Source organism: Nocardia sp. NPDC127526 (assembly GCF_042672265.1).
Taxonomy (GTDB): Bacteria; Actinomycetota; Actinomycetes; order Mycobacteriales; family Mycobacteriaceae; genus Nocardia.
Map to the genome: position 1 here is coordinate 32,235 of NZ_JBHXVO010000042.1, position 17,032 is coordinate 49,266.

The 17,032-nt window shown below is 67.8% G+C and carries 15 protein-coding genes and 1 pseudogene; 12 read left to right on the forward strand and 4 right to left on the reverse strand.

Features of this window, described 5'->3' with window-relative positions; genetic code table 11:
- Positions 1 to 46 precede the first annotated feature (46 nt).
- Together cobT and ACFVIV_RS36455 are read left to right on the forward strand one after the other, a co-directional pair.
- Positions 47 to 1,924 carry a nicotinate-nucleotide--dimethylbenzimidazole phosphoribosyltransferase gene (gene cobT, locus ACFVIV_RS36450; RefSeq protein ID WP_379204455.1) on the forward strand — a complete coding sequence of 626 codons (1,878 nt, stop codon included), beginning with the start codon at positions 47 to 49 and terminating at the stop codon, positions 1,922 to 1,924.
- 99 nt (positions 1,925 to 2,023) lie between these two features.
- On the forward strand, positions 2,024 to 2,770 hold the full coding sequence (locus tag ACFVIV_RS36455) for an adenosylcobinamide-GDP ribazoletransferase (protein WP_379204457.1): 747 nt from the start codon (positions 2,024 to 2,026) through the stop codon (positions 2,768 to 2,770).
- A 28-nt stretch (positions 2,771 to 2,798) separates the two neighbouring features.
- Here the strand turns inward: ACFVIV_RS36455 and ACFVIV_RS36460 are convergent, their stop codons facing one another.
- Positions 2,799 to 3,002, reverse strand: a complete 204-nt coding sequence (locus tag ACFVIV_RS36460) for a hypothetical protein (protein ID WP_379204459.1) — start codon at positions 3,000 to 3,002, stop codon at positions 2,799 to 2,801.
- A gap of 218 nt (positions 3,003 to 3,220) precedes the next feature.
- On the opposite strand from ACFVIV_RS36460, the gene erm reads away from it, so the two are divergent.
- The 3 genes from erm to ACFVIV_RS36475 all read left to right on the forward strand — a co-directional run bounded on the left by erm (position 3,221) and on the right by ACFVIV_RS36475 (position 5,986).
- A complete protein-coding gene (gene erm / locus ACFVIV_RS36465; RefSeq protein WP_379204460.1) occupies positions 3,221 to 4,063 on the forward strand; it encodes an ErmE/ErmH/ErmO/ErmR family 23S rRNA (adenine(2058)-N(6))-methyltransferase in 843 nt (280 codons plus the stop codon).
- A 160-nt stretch (positions 4,064 to 4,223) separates the two neighbouring features.
- Positions 4,224 to 5,018, forward strand: a complete 795-nt coding sequence (locus ACFVIV_RS36470; protein WP_379204462.1) for a DUF4239 domain-containing protein — start codon at positions 4,224 to 4,226, stop codon at positions 5,016 to 5,018.
- A gap of 59 nt (positions 5,019 to 5,077) precedes the next feature.
- Entirely contained in the window at positions 5,078 to 5,986 is a 909-nt protein-coding gene (locus tag ACFVIV_RS36475; protein ID WP_379204464.1) for a hypothetical protein, read from the forward strand.
- A 7-nt stretch (positions 5,987 to 5,993) separates the two neighbouring features.
- On the opposite strand, the gene ACFVIV_RS36480 is transcribed toward ACFVIV_RS36475, so the two are convergent.
- The gene (locus ACFVIV_RS36480) at positions 5,994 to 6,857 is read right to left on the reverse strand and encodes a MetQ/NlpA family ABC transporter substrate-binding protein (protein WP_379204466.1); all 864 of its coding nucleotides are present in this window, start codon (positions 6,855 to 6,857) and stop codon (positions 5,994 to 5,996) included.
- Between the two features lie 129 nt (positions 6,858 to 6,986).
- Between ACFVIV_RS36480 and ACFVIV_RS36485 the strand changes: the two genes are divergently transcribed.
- From ACFVIV_RS36485 to ACFVIV_RS36500, 4 genes and pseudogenes are all read left to right on the forward strand, one after another.
- Positions 6,987 to 7,862 (forward strand): MetQ/NlpA family ABC transporter substrate-binding protein, encoded by an 876-nt coding sequence (locus tag ACFVIV_RS36485; protein WP_379204468.1) that lies wholly within the window; start codon positions 6,987 to 6,989, stop codon positions 7,860 to 7,862.
- Positions 7,859 to 8,866: pseudogene (locus ACFVIV_RS36490) on the forward strand (methionine ABC transporter ATP-binding protein); the annotation flags it as partial. The gene ACFVIV_RS36485 and the pseudogene ACFVIV_RS36490, both read left to right, overlap by 4 nt.
- Before the next feature lie 182 nt (positions 8,867 to 9,048).
- A complete protein-coding gene (locus ACFVIV_RS36495) occupies positions 9,049 to 9,726 on the forward strand; it encodes a methionine ABC transporter permease (protein WP_379204470.1) in 678 nt (225 codons plus the stop codon).
- A 271-nt stretch (positions 9,727 to 9,997) separates the two neighbouring features.
- Complete coding sequence (locus ACFVIV_RS36500) at positions 9,998 to 11,086, forward strand: DMT family transporter (RefSeq protein ID WP_379204472.1); 1,089 nt, start codon at positions 9,998 to 10,000, stop codon at positions 11,084 to 11,086.
- On the opposite strand, the gene ACFVIV_RS36505 is transcribed toward ACFVIV_RS36500, so the two are convergent.
- On the reverse strand, positions 11,061 to 12,506 hold the full coding sequence (locus tag ACFVIV_RS36505) for an amino acid permease (RefSeq protein ID WP_379204473.1): 1,446 nt from the start codon (positions 12,504 to 12,506) through the stop codon (positions 11,061 to 11,063). The genes ACFVIV_RS36500 and ACFVIV_RS36505 overlap by 26 nt on opposite strands.
- Positions 12,507 to 12,686: 180 nt before the next feature.
- Here ACFVIV_RS36505 and ACFVIV_RS36510 point away from each other — a divergent pair, with 180 nt between their 5' ends.
- The gene (locus ACFVIV_RS36510; RefSeq protein WP_379204475.1) at positions 12,687 to 13,076 is read left to right on the forward strand and encodes an ankyrin repeat domain-containing protein; all 390 of its coding nucleotides are present in this window, start codon (positions 12,687 to 12,689) and stop codon (positions 13,074 to 13,076) included.
- A gap of 74 nt (positions 13,077 to 13,150) precedes the next feature.
- Here the strand turns inward: ACFVIV_RS36510 and asnB are convergent, their stop codons facing one another.
- Positions 13,151 to 15,118 carry an asparagine synthase (glutamine-hydrolyzing) gene (gene asnB, locus ACFVIV_RS36515; RefSeq protein ID WP_379204477.1) on the reverse strand — a complete coding sequence of 656 codons (1,968 nt, stop codon included), beginning with the start codon at positions 15,116 to 15,118 and terminating at the stop codon, positions 13,151 to 13,153.
- Between the two features lie 437 nt (positions 15,119 to 15,555).
- Between asnB and ACFVIV_RS36520 the strand changes: the two genes are divergently transcribed.
- Both ACFVIV_RS36520 and ACFVIV_RS36525 read left to right on the forward strand, forming a co-directional pair.
- On the forward strand, positions 15,556 to 16,554 hold the full coding sequence (locus ACFVIV_RS36520) for a cytochrome c oxidase subunit II (RefSeq protein ID WP_379204479.1): 999 nt from the start codon (positions 15,556 to 15,558) through the stop codon (positions 16,552 to 16,554).
- Between the two features lie 13 nt (positions 16,555 to 16,567).
- Positions 16,568 to 16,984: a cytochrome c oxidase subunit 4 gene (locus ACFVIV_RS36525; RefSeq protein WP_379204480.1), complete on the forward strand. Its 417-nt coding sequence runs from the start codon at positions 16,568 to 16,570 to the stop codon at positions 16,982 to 16,984.
- The last annotated feature ends 48 nt before the right edge of the window (positions 16,985 to 17,032 follow it).

The window sequence follows — 17,032 nt, forward strand, 5'->3', positions numbered from 1 at the left end:
CGTGCCTAGGCGGCGGGGCGACGGGCGCGGTTGATACCGTTCTGGCGTGTCGCACACTGCTCAGACAACCGATCGGCCACTGCGGACGCTGGTGCTCGGCGGGGCCCGCTCCGGGAAATCGGCCTACGCGGAACAGTTGCTCGCCGCCGAGACGGTGCGATACGTCGCCACCGCGGTTCCCGACCCGGCCGACACCGATTTCGCCGAACGCATTGCGGCGCACCGGGCCCGGCGGCCCGCGACCTGGACCGTCGTCGAAGGCGACCCGGTCGCGGCCCTGTCCGCCCCGGCCCCCGCCACCCTGATCGACGACCTCGGCACCTGGCTGACCGCCCGCATGGACGCCCACGCCGCCTGGGAATCCCCCCGCGGCACCCTGGCCCCCGACTTCGACGCCCTCGTCGACGCCGTCGCCGGCTACCAGCACCGCCTGGTCATCGTCAGCCCGGAAACCGGCCTCGGCGTCATCCCGGCCACCCAGTCCGGCCGCCTCTTCCGCGACGAACTCGGCACCCTCAACCAGCGCCTCGCGCAGGTGTGCGACGAGGTCTACCTGATCGTCGCCGGCCAAGCGATCCAGGTGAAGCCGGACCACGCCACCGCCTCGGCCGCCGCCCTCTCCAATGCGGCCGTCGCCGGGGGCATCGCCGCCTCGGCCTCCCAGTCCGGCGACTCGTGGGCTGGGACCGCGACACCCGCCACAGACGTACACGCGACGTCGGCTGCCGGCGGTGCGGTGGCCGGTTCGGGCGGCAGGACTGTTGATGCCGCGTCTGCCACTGCGGGTGCTGCTGTTGGCGCTGCGGCATCGGGTGGTGGGGGCAATGGCGGTGGTGCGCTGGAGTTTTCGAAGAAGGCTTTGGAGAAGGTGGAGTTCGGGCCGGTGGGTGGGCCGGATGCCGGGGTGCGGGGGGCCGCGCAGGAGCGGCAGTTGCAGTTGACGAAGCCTGCTGGGGCGTTGGGGCGGTTGGAGGCGTTGGGGAATTGGGTGGCCGCCTGTCAGGGGGTGTGTCCGCCTAGGCAGTTCGAGCGGGCTCGGGTGGTGGTGTTCGCGGGGGATCACGGGGTGGCGCGGCATGGGGTGTCGGCGTATCCCAGTGAGGTGACTGCACAGATGGTTGCCAACTTCTTGAACGGAGGGGCGGCCGTGAATGTGCTGGCGCGGTTGGCGGATGCCACCGTGCGGGTGGAAGACCTTGCGGTGGACGGGGATACGGCACCGGAGATCTCGAAGTACAAGGTGCGGCGGGCCTGCGGATCCATTGATCGCGAGGACGCGCTCACCGAGGACGAGGTGCAGGCCGCGCTTGCGGCGGGAGCTGCTATCTCGGATGAGGAAATCGATTCCGGCGCAGACCTTCTCATTGCCGGGGATATGGGCATCGGCAACACCACGCCGGCGACGGTGCTGATCGCCGCCATTACCGACACCGAACCGGTTGTCGCCGTGGGCCGTGGCACCGGCGTGGACGACGCCGGTTGGATCCGCAAGACGGCTGCCATCCGCGACGCCATGTGGCGTGCTCGGCCCCTGGTGTACGACCCGGTTGCCTTGCTGCGCACCGCATCCGGCGCTGATATCGCCGCCATGGCGGGCTTCCTGGCTCGTGCCGCCGCCCGCCGTACCCCGGTGATCCTCGACGGTGTGGTGGTGACCGCCGCCGCCCTGGTGGCCGACCGCCTATCGCCCGGCGCGCGCGCCTGGTGGGTCGCGGGCCATCTCTCCAGCGAGCCGTCCCACAAGATCGCCTTGGACCGCCTCCAGTTGGAACCCCTGCTGGACATGCAGATGCGCCTCGGCGAAGGCTCCGGCGCCCTCACCGCACTCCCGATCCTCCGCGCCGCGGTCTCCGCCCTCGCCGAGATGGCGACCTTCGCCGAAGCGGGAGTGAGCACCGCCGCCACCGAAGACGCTGGTGTCTGACACCGCACCGCTGACCATTGGCCCGAGGCACCTCGCACCCGGGGCCCGGCCAGGGCGATCCGAGCCCCTGGCCGGACCCGGGAGTGGTTGGGGGCGTGCATGAATGGGCTGCGGTTGGCGGTTTCGTGGTTGACGGTTTTGCCTGTCCGGGGACCGGAGGAGATTGACCGGGCGGCGGCGGGGCGGGCTATCGGGTGGGCGCCTGTGGTGGGCGTGCTGCTCGGAGCGGGGGCCGCGGGGGTCATGTGGGTTGTTGGGGCGCTGGGGGGTTCGTGGTTGCTGGCCGGGTTCCTTGCTGTGGCGGGGCTGGCGTTGATCACGCGGGGGATGCATATCGACGGGTTGGCGGACACTTTCGATGGGCTGGGAAGTTATGGGCCGCCGGAGCGGGCTCGGGAGATCATGAAGAGTGGTGGGGTGGGGCCGTTCGGGGTGGCGGCGCTGGTGTTCTGCATTGGGATTCAGGCTGTTTCGTTTGCGGCGCTGGCGGGGGACGGGCAGTGGCCGGCGGTGGTGCTGGCCGTCGCGGTGGGGCGGATCGCGGTGGTGCTGGCCTGCGGGCGGGGGGTGCGGGCGGCTCCGGGGGCGGGGTTCGGGGCGTTGGTGGCGGACAGCCAAGGGGTGGGGGTGCGGGTGTGGTGGGGTGGAATCGCCTTGGGAGCGGCGATTTTCGCTGCCGGCGAGTGGTGGTGGGGGCCGATTGCCGTCACCGTGGCGCTCGTGGTGTCGATGGTGCTGGTGCGCCATTGCGTTCGCCGGTTCGGCGGGCTGAACGGGGATGTGCTCGGGGCGGCGCTCGAACTCGCCGTCACCGTCGGCGCGGTGGTGCTGACCTTCGGGGTCTGATCGCAATTCGCCGGGCGGCGCGCGGCGATCAGGGGTGCCGGGGCGGGGCCAGGTACGCGGTGGCGGAGGTGATGAAATCCGTGAGGCGGGCGGTGGGGCAGCGGGCGGGGTCGAGGAGGGACAGGCGGACCAGTTGTTCGCCGGCCGCGAGCAGGGTGCCGGCGAGCAGGTCGGGATCGAGGGTGCCGGGGAGGTCGGCGGGGGCGGGTGGAGCGGGCGGGCACGGGTTCACGGCAGGGCACCCCGGGGCGGGGAGCGGACGAGGTAAATGGTTTGCGTTGCCAGGGTGGGGGTTTCTAGGGTGGCGGTCATGTCATGTTGTTGCTTCATGCGGCTGCGTTCTGCTCGGGCTCTGGCCCGCTAGCAGGCGCAGGTACGTAGACGCGTCTGCAGGCGCGCCCAGGGCCCTTCGAGACCTGTTCATCTCGAAGACCCGGAAGGGCAACTGCAGTGGCGAAGAATCTTTCATCTCACAAATCCGGATACGGGAACTTTTCGCATACCCGGGGAAAGGTCGGGGGCGGCGGAGGGAGAACTCCGCGGGACCGGGCCAGGCGGGAACTCTCGCAGAATTTCCTGGTGGATCGGCATGCGGTCGAATTGATCGTGAAGGCCGCGGATCCGAATGGGCTGGTGCTCGAACCCGGAGCGGGCGAAGGCGCGATCACGCGCGCCTTGGCCGAGCGCGGGGCACGGGTGACGGCCTATGAGATCGACCCGCTGTTGGCGGGAAAACTCTCGGCGCGGACTCGGGGAATCGCTGGAATACGGGTGGTACGAGGCGATTTCACGAAGTCCAGGGCGCCGCGGGAACCGTTCGCGGTGGTGGGCAATATTCCGTTCTCGGTGACCGCCGGGATCGTGGAGTGGTGCTTGAACGCGCCGACGCTCACCTCGGCGACGCTGCTCACGCAACTCGAGTACGCGCGCAAGCGGACCGGTGATTACGGGCGGTGGAGTCTGGTGACCGTCGCGAACTGGCCGTGGTTCGACTGGGAGTTGTGCGGGCGGATCGGCCGCGAGAGCTTCCGGCCGGTGCCGGCGGTGGATTCGGCGATCCTGCGCATCCGGCGGCGGCCCGAACCGCTGGTCGGGGATCGGCGGGCCTTCCGGGAACTGGTGGAACTCGGCTTCACCGGTGTGGGCGGGTCGGTCCGGGCCTCGCTGCGCACGCGCTATCAGGGCGTGGACCGGGCGCTGGCGGCAGCGGGCATCGCCCCGGACACGGTGGTCGGATACGTGCACCCGGATCAGTGGGTGGCCGTGTACCACTCGCTGCACGACGACGCGTAATCGCAAGGCGCCGTGCCGATTCGAATGCGAATCGGCACGGCCCGCCGCATTCGCCGCGATCGGCCGCCGGTAGCAGATTGTTTGCGGGTCATCCGGATTGCCTGCGGCGGCGAATATCTCATGATCGAATTCGCCCCTCGTCCAGGAGACGGAGTCATCCATGGCGTTGCAGCTTGGTGTACTCGTGCTGTTCGCGGTCGTAGCGGTGGTCGTATTCCTCGTCGGCGACCGGTTCCGGCCGGTGTCCTGGCAGCGCGAGGACGATGAGGGCGCGCACGGCATGGTGCTGGACATGGTCAATATGTTCTTCGCGGCCATTGTCGCCTTCGTGGTGGTGATTCTGTGGCAGCAGTACGACACTGCCACCGCGCACACCGTGGCCGAGGGCAAGGCGCTGGTCGTCGCCTATGAGACGGCGGGTGATCTGCCGGATGCCGATCGCGCCCGGGTGCAGGGGCTGGTGCGCGAGTACACCGAGCAGGTGGTGACCGTGGAATGGGTTGCCATGCGGGATCAGAAGAGCCTGAGCGAGGGCACCCAGCAGACCTTCGACGACCTGCGGGCGGCGGTGGCGGCGGTGCAGTCCGCCGATCCGGCGGTGCTGGACGCGCAGCAGGAGATCGACGAATCGCTCGATGCGGTGGCCGAGGCCAGGTACGACCGGGCGCTCGACGCCGGGTACAGCCTGCCCGTATTCCTTTACATCGCACTGTGGTTCGGCACCGTCATGCTGCTGGCGGGCGGAGTGTTCTCCGGGGTGATGGTCACCAGGCGCAGCGTGGTGATGACCGCCATGTTCGGATTCGTGGTCGGGGCGATCGTGCTGACCATCTACAAGCTGGACCGGCCGTTCGCGGGCTGGAATATGGTGTCGCGGGAGGCCTATGAGCTCGCCCTGGCGCGATTCCAGCAGATCGCGTCCGCCGAATCCGCTTCGAATGCGCTGCCGCGCTGAGGCATCCACCGCCGACGACAAGGCATCCGGAGATGACGATGGCACGCGGAGGTCCGGTAGTGCGCAGGGCCACACGAGGATTCGCGACCGTACCGCTGGCTGCGGCGCTGCTGGCCGGGCAAGCCGGGCCGGCGCTGGCCGAATCCGGGATACCGGGCATCGGTGAAATCATCAGCGGGAGCGCGGGTTCACCCATTGATTCCGTTGAGTTCGTCGACGCGCCCTCGGGAAGCTCGCTGGGCTTGGGCAGCGGTAGCGCGTTGTCGGGAAGTTCGGGCGGCACCGGTGCGGGGGCGTCCACCGGCAGCAGCGTCGGGCTCGGCGAGGGCGCGGGTCTCGGCCTGTCCGCCGGGTCCGCGGCGGGTCCGGCGGAAACCGCTGCGGCGGAATCGATCTCCCCGGCCGATCCGATAGTCCCGGCGGAGCCGATCGCCGCGCCGAGCACCCTCGGCGAAACCTTCGGCTTGGACAACGGCAGCGTGCTGACCGCTTGCGCGGGCAGCGCGATAGTCGGCGGTTCGGCCATACTCGCGGGCTTGGTCACCGGCAGCGGGTTCGGCTCCGGCTTGATCGGGCCCGGATTCGTCCCGGGCTCCAGCGGATTGGTCGGTCCCGGTTCGTCGGGGGCGGGCAGCGTGGTCGCGGGCAGTGCGGTGACCGGCAGCGCACTGCTCACCTGCCTGCTCCTGGTCCCGGTCAGCCCGCCCGAATTCACCGAACCGCTGGAGATCCCGGCGCCGGTGCCCGCTCCCGTTCCGGCTCCCACGCCGGTGCCCGTGCAAGAGCCCATCGACGTGCCCGAGCCGCAGATCGTGCCGCCCGCCCCCGTCGTCCCAGCGCCCTATCAGGCTCGGGAAGTCCTCGAACCGGTTGTGGAGCCGACGGATTGGACCACATTGCAAATGATGACGGTCCTGCTGATCGCGATCATCGCGGCCGCCCGCGTCAAGGTCGTTCGCGGGCGGTAGCGACAGGCTACTTGCGGAACTTGTTCTCCAGCTCGGTGAGAGTCGCTTGCAGATCGGCTGGGTCGTTGTACTTGAAGATGCCCTGGTAGTCGGCTTCGGCCTGGATGGCGGCCTCGACCTCCGGGTCGTGGTAGATCTTCGTCAGCTGCAAGTAGGTCGGGTTGTCCTTGTCGACGGCGCGCGCGGCGAAGATATTGATGTACTGCTTCAACTCGGGCCGATTCGGATCATCGGTGTAGATGATCTCGTTCTTGGTCAGCCCGGCCGGTCCGGCGAAGGTGTCGTCCACGAAGGCGGCGTCGACGCTGTCGAGGGACTGCGCCGTCAAGGTCGGATCGATGGTCTTCAACCGCACTGTGGACACGGCCGTATCGACATCCTCGAGTTTCGAATCCCAGGTCGCACCGTTCTTCAGCACGATGAGCCCGGCCGCGGCCAGCCCGAGCAGCGGTCGCACCTGATTCGCGGGATTGTTGCTCAACGTGATCTCACCGCCCTGCGGGATCTCGCTCACCGACTTGTGCTTCTTCGAGTACAGCGTCAGCGGGAAGATCTCCGTCGCCCCGATCGGCACCAGCGTGTCATTGTTTCGCGCGTTGTAATTGGCCAGGTAGCGGACGTGCTGGAACTTGTTGAGGTCGACCTGCCCCTGCTTCAGCGCCGGGTTCGGCTGGTTGTAATCGCTGAAGTTGACGAACTCGACGGTGATGCCCGCCTCGGACGCCTTCTTCTTGAACACCTCCCAGTGCGGCAGTGCGAGATCGTTCACACCGATGCGCACCACGTCGGCGCGGTGTTCCTTGCCACAGGCGGCGGTCATCGCCAGCGCGAACAGGAGCGGAATCGCCAGGTAACGGCGCAGTTTTCGCATTTCAGCCAAGCTAGGCGCGGACTCGGCCGCGGCGCGAGGGTTTGGATCGTCCGGATCGCAACCATAGCCAGCGGGTAACCGGGGCGATTGCATTGCCGGGTTCAGTTTCAACGATTTGCGGGAGCACGAGTGAAATTCAATCGGGTACTGGCGATCCCGGTCCTGGTAGCGGCGGTAGCGGGCCTCACCCTCACGGCCTGCGGCAGCAGCGACGACAGCTCGGGCACCGTGGTGCGCATCGGGACCACGGAGACCGACCGGCAGTGGGACGTCTTCGAGGAGAAGGCCAAGGAGCACGGGATCACGCTGAAGATCACCCGCTTCTCGGACTACTCGCAGCCCAACACTGCGCTTTCGCAGAAGCAGGTCGACGTCAACTTGTTCCAGCATCTGCAGTTCCTGGGGCAGTACAACGTCGCCAATAACGACACCCTGACGCCGATCGGCGCGACCCAGGTGGTGCCGCTGGGTCTGTACTCGCAGAAGCACAAGTCGGTGGCCGATATCCCGGCCGGCGGTGAGATCGCCATTCCCAACGATCCGACCAATCAGGCGCGGGCGCTGTTCGTGCTGCAGTCGGCCGGACTGCTGAAGCTGTCCGGCGATGTCCGCCAGCCCACCCCCGCAGATATCGACAAGGCCGCCTCCAAGGTGAAGGTGACCCCGGTCGACGCCACCCAGACCGCGCTGTCGCTGGCCTCGGTGGACGGCTCGATCGTGAACAACACCTTCCTGGAGAAGTCCGGCATCGACCCGAAATCCGCGCTGTTCAAGGATGATCCGAAGAGCCCGGGCGCGGAGCCGTACATCAACGCCTTCGTGACGCGCGCCGAGGACAAGACCAACCCGACCTACCTGAAGCTGGTCGAGATCTGGCACGGCGCCGAGGTACAGCAGGCGGTCCAGGAGACCTCCAAGGGCACCGCGGTCGAGGTCAAGCGCGACGGGCCGGACCTGGAGCAGGTGCTGGCCCGGGTGCAGCAGACCATCCGCGAGAAGAAGTGAGCGAGCAGGACACCCAGGTCGCGGCGGTCGAATTCCGGTCGGTCACCAAGGAATTCCAGGTCGGCAAGCAGACGCACACCGCGCTGCGCGAGATCGACCTGCGCATCGAACCCGGTGAGATCTTCGGCGTGATCGGCTATTCCGGGGCGGGCAAGAGCACGCTGGTGCGGTTGATCAATGCCCTGGAGAAGCCGACCAGCGGCACCGTGCTCATCTCCGGCGACCCCATCACCGGGGTCCCGGAGTCCCGGGTGCGGCAGCTGCGCCGCGATATCGGCATGGTGTTCCAGCAGTTCAACCTGTTCCGCTCGCGCACCGCGGCCGGGAATATCGAGTACCCGCTCAAGGTCGCGGGCTGGAAGCGCGCCGAGCGCAAGGCCCGGGTCGCGGAACTGCTGGAGTTCGTGGGACTTTCGGACAAGGCCCGCAGCTACCCGGACCAGCTTTCCGGCGGTCAGAAGCAGCGGGTCGGCATAGCCCGCGCCCTGGCCACCTCACCGTCGTTGCTGCTGGCGGACGAGGCGACCTCGGCCTTGGACCCGGAGACCACCCAGGAGGTCCTGCGCCTGCTGCGGAAGGTCAATCGCGAACTCGGCGTCACCATCATCGTGATCACCCACGAAATGGACGTCATCCGCGCCGTCGCCGACCGGGTGGCGGTGCTGGCCGAGGGCCGAATCGTCGAACTGGCACCCACATTCGACGTCTTCGCCGCACCGCAGGCCGCACCCACCCGCTCCTTCGTGGAAACGGTGCTGCACAATCGCCCGAACGCCGAGGAACTGAAGCTGCTGGGCGACAAGCACACCGGCCGCCTGGTCACCGTCGACATCGACGATGACCGCGGTATCGGCGACGCGCTGCTCGTGGCCGCGCAGGCCGGTGTCCGCGTGGAGGTCGTCTACGGCGGCGTGAGCTCGTTGCAGGACAAGACCTTCGGCAGTATCACCCTCGCCCTGGACGGGCCGGAGGACGCGGTGGCACGGGTCGCCGACGAGCTGACGCGGGGCGGCGCCGCCGCGGCGGCAGGACCCGGCGACGATCCGGCGCCGGAGGCCGTTCCCTCGCGCCCCGGTGATCCGGAGACCCATGTGTGCCGACAGACTGCCGGCCGAACAGCTGGCGGCGGACCGGACGACGCGGCCGGGCCGGTGGCCGATCTGGCGGTGTCTGAGCGGAGGAGCTCATGAATCTCGCTGTCGTACAGACGGATTGGGACAAGTTGCGGCCGGTGCTCGGTGAGGCCGTTGGGACGACGATCTATCTGGTGCTGCTGACCTTCGTGGTCGGCGGGGTGATCGGATTGACGCTGGGCACGCTGCTGTACACCACCCGCAAGGGCGGGCTGCTGGCCAACGCGCCGGTCAATGTGGTGCTCAATGTGCTGGTGAACGTGGTGCGGCCGATCCCGTTCATCATCCTGCTGGCGGCTCTCGGGCCGATCACCCTCGAAGTGGTCGGGACGACGATCGGCACCGAGGCGGCGGCCTTCGTCATGATCGTGGCCGCATCGTTCGGCATCGCCCGGATCGTCGAGCAGAACCTGGTGACCGTGGATCCGGGAGTGATCGAGGCGGCGCGGGCCATGGGCGCGGGGCCGCTGCGAATCATTCTGACGCTGCTCATCCCGGAAGCGCTGGGCCCGCTGGTGCTCGGCTACACGTTCGTGGTCATCGCCATTGTCGACATGTCCGCGATGGCGGGCACCGTGGGCGGCGGCGGCCTCGGAGATTTCGCGCTGGTGTACGGCTATCAGCGGTTCGATTGGGAGGTCACGCTGGTCGCGACCCTGATCATCATCGTGGGTGTGCAGGGGATCCAATTCCTCGGCAACTGGCTGGCCAGGAAGGTATTGCGCCGCTGAGCCGCCCGAAGCGGCAGGGCTTCGGAGAACCACGCGCGGAGACGAACGGCCGCACCCGGGACAGGGTGCGGCTGTTCTCGCCGGCGGCGAACCGCTAGCATCGTCGCGTGGGCACTTACTGGCACGCTGTGACGCCGCCCCCGGTCGCCTGACCGGGCGCACCAGCGGCATTCTCGCTTCCCGCCTCCGCCGATCCTGAACGGCCAGGGCTGATTCAGCGTGCGCCCGTTCCGAATACGCCGATCACGTACTCGAGAACGGAAGTTTCTTCGTGTCCGAACACGTCACCAAGTCCGCAGGCGCGGTAGCGGCCGCCACCACGTCCAAGCGGCTACGCGAAAGAAGTCCTCGTCATTCCGGCGCGTTTCTGGCCGGAATCCACCGCGCCGGCGGAGATCCCGGCCAAAAGCATGCCGGGATGACGGGTGGGGCTGTTGCTCATGCGCTCGAGAAGGCGGCTGTTACCGATACCGGCTCGCGGCAGCCGGGTTCGTTGCGCGGCCCGCTGGCGATTCTCGGCGCCGCTGTGCTGTGGGGGAGTACCGGCACCGCGAGTTCCCTCGCGCCGGCGGGAGCGCCGGCGGCGGCGATCGGTTCCGCGGGGCTGGTGGTCGGCGGCCTATTGCTGTTTCTCACTACCTGGCGGACCAGGACGACCTATACCTGGGCGCAGTGGCGATTGCTGATCGCCGGGGCGGTGGCGGTCGCGGCGTACCCGGTCACCTTCTATCCGGCGGTGGCGCGCACCGGAGTTGCGGTCGCCACCGTCGTAGCCCTGTGCAGCGCACCGGTTTTCACCGGGCTGGTCGCCTGGATGACCGGGCGTTCGCGGCCGACGGCCAACTGGGTGTGCGCCACCGCCGCGGCCGTCGTGGGTTGTGTCGCACTGGTACTCGGCCCGGACCTGACCGGTGAGCCCACCGCCGTGGACCTGCTCGGTATCGGGCTCGCGCTGTGCGGCGGCCTGGCCTACGTCGTGTATTCGCTCATCGGCGGTGAGCTCATTGCCGAGGGCAAGCCGTCCGGCTCGGTCATGGGCCTGATGTTCGGCATGGCCGGGCTGCTGGCGCTGCCGGTGGTGCTGGTCTCGGGCGTCGAGTGGCTCGGCAGTCTGCGTGGGGCGGCGGTGGCCCTGCATCTGGCGGTGTTCACCACGTTCCTGGCCTACCGGTTGTTCGGGTACGGCCTGCGGCACGCCACCGTCGCCACCGCCACCACGCTGACCCTGGCCGAGCCCGCGGTGGCGGCGGTGCTCGCCGTCGCGGTGCTCGGGGAACGGCTGCCCGCCGTGTCCTGGGGCGGGCTGGCCGTGCTCGCCGGGGGTCTGGCGTTGCTTACTGCGCGATCGGGCCGCCGCTAGGCGCGACGGGGCCTGGCTGTTGCAGCTTGGAGTGGAACCGGGAGTAGCCGAAGTACACGATCAGGCCGAGCACCAGCCAGGCCGCGAAGCGCACCCAGGTCGCGGCCTGCAGCGACAGCATCAGCCATACCGAGAAGACCACGCCGATGATCGGAATGACCGGCATGAGCGGAATCCGGAAGGTGCGCGGCACCTCCGGACGCGTGTAGCGGAACACCAGCACCGCCACGCACACCACCACGAAGGCGCTGAGAATGCCGATATTGGTCAGCTCCGCAACGGTATTGATGGGCAGCAGTCCGGCCAGCACGGCCGAGGCCACGCCCACGATCCAGGTGACCCGGGTCGGAACCTTGCGCACCGGATGGGTTTTCGCGAACCACTCCGGCAGCAGCCCGTCCCGGCTCATGGAATACCAGACGCGCGTCACGCCGAGCATGAAGGTGAGCACCACGGTGATGATGCCGACAATCGCGCCCACCGCAATGATATTCGCGATGCCCGGCATCCCGACCGCCTCGAAGGCGCTGGAGAACCCGCTCTTGGGATTGATCTCGGTGTACTTCTGCATGCCCGTGAGCACCAGTGTCGCAAGGACATACAGCACCATGGCGATGGCCAGCGAGTAGATGATCGCCTTGGGCAGATGCTTCTTGCCGTCCACCGACTCCTCGGCCGCGGTGCTCATGGCGTCGTAGCCGAACACGGCGAAGAACACCGTGGCCGCACCGGTCATGACCGCGCCGGTGCCGTACGGGAAGTACGGCGAGTAGTTGGCGCTGTCGATGTGGAAGACGCCCAGCACGATGATCAGCACCACCAGCGCCACCTTGATGCCCACGGTCACCATCTCGAACCGCCCGACGCTGCGGATGCCGCGCGTCAGCACCCAGGCCGAACCCAGGCAGAACAGCACCGCGAACACGTCCACCACATTCCCGTCACCGGTGCCGGGCGCGCCGAGCATCCACTGCGGCAAGGTGATTCCGATCTGATCCAGCAGGAATCCGAAGTACCCGGACACGCCGATGGCCACCACCGCCGCCACCGCGATGTACTCCAGCAGCAGATCCCACCCGATGAACCACCCGACGATCTCGCCCAGCGACACATACCCATAGGTGTAGGCCGAGCCGGCCTTGGGCACCATGCCCGCGAACTCCGCGTAACACAGCGCCGCCGCCGCACTGGCGATGCCGGCGACCAGGAACGACAGCAGCACCGCCGGCCCGGTCGTCTGATTCGCCACGCTCCCCGCGAGCGCGAAGATGCCCGCGCCGATGATTCCGCCCACGCCGATGGCCGTCAACTGCCACAAACCCAGGCGTTTGGCCAGCCGTTCATCCGGCCGGACGTCCTCCTCCACCTCGGTGATCGGCTTGCGCCGTAACATCTGGCCGCGTACCTCTGCCAGCGTCATCGCTGTTCTCCCGTCCGCCGCGCCCGGCAGCCGAGGCCGAGGCGCAGGCCACAGTGTCGATCTATGCCGGTAATCCGACCACGCCCGCCGATCGGCTCGCGGAGTTTTGTGCATCTCGAGCGGTTTTGTAAATAAAGTTCGCGCGTATCGTCCCTCGACAGACCCTGGTAGGAATGAACCGTGGACGCTGACGACGACAAGGTCATCGAACTGGCAACCAAGGTCTTCGACCTGGCCCGCCAAGGCGACGCCGACCAACTAGCCGCCTACCTGGACGAGGGTGTCCCCCCGAACCTCACCAATGGCCGCGGCGACACCCTCCTCATGCTCGCGGCCTACTACGGCCACGAGCCCGCCGTGGCCACCCTGCTCCAGCACGGCGCGGACCCCAACCTGCTCAATGCCGCCGGGCAGACCCCGCTCTCGGGCGCGGTCTTCAAGGGTGAACCCGGCATTCTGCGCACCCTGCTGGCGGCGGGCGCCGACCCGGACGCGGGTTCGCCCTCGGCCCGGGAGACCGCCACCATGTTCGATGTGACCGAGGCGCTGAAGATCTTCGACGAGAAGTGATCCGGCTCGGATAGACGCAGTACGGCCCCCGCGCTCGTGAGCGCGGGGGCCGTACTGTTCCGAAAACCCTTGGGTTACAGGTTGACCGGGTAGACCGGCTCCTGGATCTCCGGCTTGATGCGGTGCTCGACGAAGATGCCGTGCCAGATCATGAAGCACAGCAGCGTCCACAGGCGACGGCTGTGGTCCACCGGCCCGGTGCGATGCGCCTCCAGCATGGCGGAGATCGCCGCCTTGTCGAGGAGATGATCGGTGCCGGATTCGGCGATCTGGGTGCGGGCCCAGTCGTAGAGCTCCGGACCGCGCAGCCAATGCCGCAGCGGGACCGGGAAACCGAGCTTGGCGCGGTGCAGCACATGCGGCGGGACAATGCCCTCCAGGGCCTGGCGCAGCGCGTATTTGGTGGTTTCCTTGGTGATCTTCTGGTCGTAGGGCAGCTGCTCGGCGACCTTGAAGACCTCCGGATCCAGGAACGGCACGCGCAGTTCCAGGGAGTTGGCCATGGTCATCTTGTCGGCCTTGACCAGGATGTCGCCGCGCAGCCAGGTGAACAGGTCCAGATGCTGCATGCGCGCCACCGGATCCCAGTGATTGCCCTGCATGCCGTAGATGCGGCCGGTCACATCCTGATGGGTCCACTCGGGGCGGAATTCCCGCAGCACCGAACGCAATTGGGCGTCATTGAAGCTGCGGGCATTGCCGTAGTAGCGCTCCTCCAGGGTGAGCGAGCCGCGGTTGAGCAGGCTCTTGCCGCGGGTGCCCTCCGGAATCCGCTCCGACAGCTTCCCGGCCAGCTTGCGCAGGCCCTTCGGCAGATACTCGAACGGCTTGAGCGACAACGGCTCCCGGTAGATGGTGTAGCCGCCGAACAGCTCGTCGGCGCCCTCGCCGGAGAGCACCACCTTGACGTGCTTGCGGGCCTCCTTGGCCACGAAGTACAGCGGCACCAGCGCCGGGTCGGCGACGGGATCGTCGAGGTACCAGATGATCTCGGGAATCGAGGCCGCGTACTCCTCGGGGCCGACCACGCGCACGATGTGCCGCGCGCCGATGGCGGCCGCGCTCTCGGCGGCCACGTCGACCTCGGAATAGCCCGCACGCTCGAAGCCGGTGGTGAAGGTGATCAGGTTCGGGTTGTGCCGCATGGCCAGCGCCGCGGTGGCGGTGGAATCGATGCCGCCGGACAGGAACGCGCCGACGGTCACATCCGCGCGCATGTGCTTGGCGACCGAGTCCTCCAGGGCCTCGGCGATTTCCCGGTATCGCTTGTCCGCGGTGCCCGGCGCGAACGGCGACACCCGGAACTGCGGGTTGAAATACCGGGTGATCTGCGGCGCCTGCCCCGGCTCGATCCAGGCGTAGCAGCCCGACTCCAGCCGCCGGATGTCCTTGTGCAGCGTCTCCGGCTCCGGCACGTACTGCAGCACCGTGTAGTGCTCCAGCGCACGCGGATCCAGCCCGTCGGACAGGCCCAGCTCGGGCAGCAGCTCCAGCAGGCTCTTCTTCTCCGAGGAGAACGCGGTGCCGCCCGGACCGGTCGCCGTGAACAGCGGCTTGATGCCGAACGGGTCGCGCGCGATGAACAGCTTGTTCAGCTCGGTGTCCCAGATCGCGAAGGCGAACATGCCGCGCAACCGGCTCGCTGCCTTGGCGCCCCAGTAGTGGAAGGCCGCGACAATGGTCTCCGAGTCGCCCTCGGTCGCGAACATGGGCTCGTCGCCGAATTCCGCGCCGTGCTCGGCCCGCAGCTCCTCGCGCAGCTCCAGGTAGTTGTAGATCTCACCGTTGAAGGTGAGCGCATAACGCTCCCGATTCTCCGGCGGACCCCAGCGCAGCGGCTGATGGGAATGCTCGATATCGATGATCGACAGGCGGTTGAAGCCGAAGATCATGCGCTCGTCGTGCCAGGTCCCCTTCTCATCGGGGCCGCGGTGCCGCTGGCAGTGCAGGGCCTCGTAGACCTGTGCCGCGGTGGTCTCGACCGTCCGCCCATCCTTGCTTGTAGCCGTGTCAGCTGTCAGAAATCCGAGCAGACCACACACTGCGGGGAGAACCTCGTTTCCGGAGTCGGGGGATGGCGGTCCGGCCCGCGGTGAGCGGCCGGGCGCGTGGAACGCGAAACCTTCTGTCCGAGTATGCCGCACGCGCGCGGATCGTGCGCGAGAGCCCGTATCCACGGCTTATGGAGTTTCCGGAGTGTCGAATGCGACCCGATCACAACGCGACGCCCGGTTTGGTCTACGCTCCGTAGTACTTGGGAAACTCTCAGGGTTGATGACGCGTTCGCACGCGGTCGATCCGAGGGCCCAGAAGAGCTGAAATTGGGTCGTCCGGCGGAAGGGAGTCCGGGCGGCGCCGAGTCGGAGAGACGACCAGGAAGGCGTTGAGCGTGGCGCACAAGGCGAGCGAAGCGATAGGGGCACGACCCGCCCAGGGTCGGCGGGGCCGCATCCTTCGGCGGGCCGGGCTGGCGGTGTCCATGGGGATCACCGCGATGCTCGTCTCCGGCTGCTCGATCGACAACCCGTGGCTGCGGTTCGGCTGGCCCTCGGGCATCACGCCGCAGGCCACCCGGATGCGTGAGCTGTGGACCTGGTCCGTGGTCGCCGCGCTGGCGATGGGCGTGCTGGTGTGGGGCCTGACCTTCTGGACCGTGGCCTTCCACCGCAAGAAGCCCAACTCGCCGGAATTCCCCCGGCAGACCGGCTACAACGTGCCGCTCGAGCTGACCTACACGGCCGTGCCGTTCGTCATCATCGCGGTGCTGTTCTACTTCACCGTGGTCGTGCAGAACTACGTGCACGAGAAGGTGGAGAACCCGAACGTCGTGGTCGACGTGACCGCCTTCCAGTGGAACTGGAAGTTCGGCTACCAGAAGGTCGATATGACCGGCTGGAAGTACGACGGTGTCGACCAGACCCGCCAGGGCATGAACACCGACTTGCGCGAGGAGTACAAGGAGCGCAAGAACGAGGAGGGCCACCCGCAGCCCGGCCCGAACAACGGCCTGCCGGCCAATGACATCTCGTACCTGAACTACGACAAGGTCGAGACCGTCGGCACCTCCAACGAGATCCCGGTGCTGGTCATCCCGACCGGCCAGATCGTCGAGTTCCAGCTCGCCGCCGCGGACGTCATCCACTCCTTCTGGGTGCCGGAGTTCCTGTTCAAGCGGGACGTCATGCCCAACCCCAAGGAGAACAACTCCGACAACGTCTTCCAGGTCGGCCCGATCGACAAGACCGGCGCGTTCGTCGGCCGTTGCGCCGAAATGTGCGGCACCTTCCACTCCATGATGAACTTCGAGGTCCGGGTCGTTTCCCCGGAGAAGTTCCGCACGTACCTGGAGGCTCGCGAGGCCGGCAAGACCAACGCCCAGGCGCTGGAGGCCATCAACGAGTCGCCGGTGGCCACCTCCACCAAGCCCTTCAACACCGACCGCACCGGCCGTGGGGTCGAAGCGTCGTACGCCAAGTGAGGACTGAACTGACATGAAGGTCGAAGCTCGCATCTTCGAACTGATCACGGTCTTCTTCGTGATCGTGGCTGTGGTCTACGGCTACTTCACCGCCCAGTCGCGCACCGGCGTCGAGTGGGCGGGCACCACCGCCATCGTGCTGTCGGCGGGTCTGTCGCTGATCGTGGCGACCTACTTCCGCTTCGTGGCGCGCCGCCTCGACCTCCGCCCGGAGGACTACGAGGAGGCGGAGATCGTCGACGGCGCCGGCGACCTGGGCTTCTTCTCGCCCGGTTCGTTCTGGCCCATCACGCTGGCGGCCGCGGGCTCCGTGACCGCGCTCGGCTTAGCGTTCTTCGAGCCGTGGCTGATCGGCGTCGGCGTCATCTGCATCCTGATCGCCGCCGGCGGTCTGGTGTTCGAGTACCACCTCGGACCCGAGAAGCACTGAGCTGCACAGCAGAGCGCCCCATCCGAATTCGGATGGTGCGCTTTGCTG